Source organism: Neisseria sp. P0021.S006 (assembly GCF_051956895.1).
The window spans coordinates 1-1,263 of record NZ_JBQCWZ010000398.1 but is presented as its reverse complement, the minus strand read 5'-3'; the positions used below and the strand labels follow the sequence as shown (position 1 = coordinate 1,263).

General features: G+C 51.0%; 2 protein-coding genes. One reads left to right on the top strand and one right to left on the bottom strand.

Annotated features, from left to right (window positions below):
* Nucleotides 1–813, top strand: an 813-nt coding sequence (locus ACTHUM_RS14465) for a hypothetical protein (protein ID WP_440403219.1), incomplete at its 5' end; no start/stop codon positions are given.
* Nucleotides 814–819: 6 nt separating this feature from the next.
* Here the strand turns inward: ACTHUM_RS14465 and ACTHUM_RS14460 are convergent.
* Nucleotides 820–1,263 (bottom strand): glycosyltransferase family 9 protein (locus ACTHUM_RS14460; protein WP_440403218.1); only part of this gene is annotated, 444 nt, incomplete at its 5' end.

Sequence of the window (1,263 nt, the reverse complement as noted above, 5' to 3'; positions counted from 1 at the left end):
GCCCAAGTGCAACGTTTACGCCACACAAACCAAAAACGCGCGGCCGCTTTTGCCTCTCCGGTTTGGCAACAAATGGGCATGCACCATGTCAACATTATCAGCGGCGAGTTTATCGGCATCCCAAAAGAGGAGGCTCAGCGGTTATGTGCGGATTTGTCGGCGTTTTATCAAGATAAAGATTGGCAATTCGAGCCGCTTTGCGAAAGTATGTGGCTGCTCAGTATGTCGAAGATTGAAGATTGGGGCGCGGAATGTGTTTTGGATGTGTGCGGGCAGCCGGAAATGGACGGTCAGGCACATGGCGAAGATGCGGTGTCTTGGTTGGCCATGCAGACGGAAATCCAAATGTTTCTCCACACGCATCCGATTAACCAAGCGCGTGAACAACAAGGCTTTCCGGAAATCAACGGTTTATGGCTGTGGAATGACGCGGACGGTACACAGTCTGCGGATATTGTCGCTTCAGACAGCGCATGGGCGCGTTTTTCAGATACGCCCAAAATCAATGCACCATACGATTTGAAGGCTTGGTTTGAGATGGTTCAAGAAACAGGCAGCACAGTTTCAGACGGCCTTATCTTTTTGGACGACTTGGTTTCCACCTTGCAGACAGGCGATGTTTGGGCATACAAAGATATTTTGGAAAGCTGGGAAACCCGTTGGTTTGCGCCTTTATGGGACGCACTCGCTTCAGGCCGTCTGAAAACCGTGTGCATTGCCACAGACGGCGAAAACGGCGGCACGCTGGAAATCGGCCGCCGTTCCAAATGGGCATTTTGGCGCAAAGCTAAACCGTTTAACGGATCGTGGTAAGCGGTTTTAAGCCTCCAACGCCTCCAATTTGGCAGAAATTTTATCCCACACATCCTGCAACGGAATCGCTCTCAACAGACGTGTCGGATCGTTAGTGTCGATACTGTCAGGATGCGGTAATTCGGCATAATCGCCGGCATAAATGACTTCGGCCTGCTCGGAATACGGACGCCATTTATCCACCCATGACGCGCCAAACAAAGCAATTTGCGGTTTATCCAAAGCAGCAGCGATGTGCATCGGTGCAGAATCGACACCGACAAACAGTTTGGCTCCCTCAATGGCCGCCGCCAATTCACGCAGGCTCAAGCATCCGGACAACACATATACTTTTCTGCCTTCCGGAATATTCAGACGGCCTATAATTTCCTGAAGCATGTATTGTTCGACAGTGTCGGGAGAAGCAGTCAACACGACATTCTGCCCGCTGTTGAGCAGAAGCTGTACGAT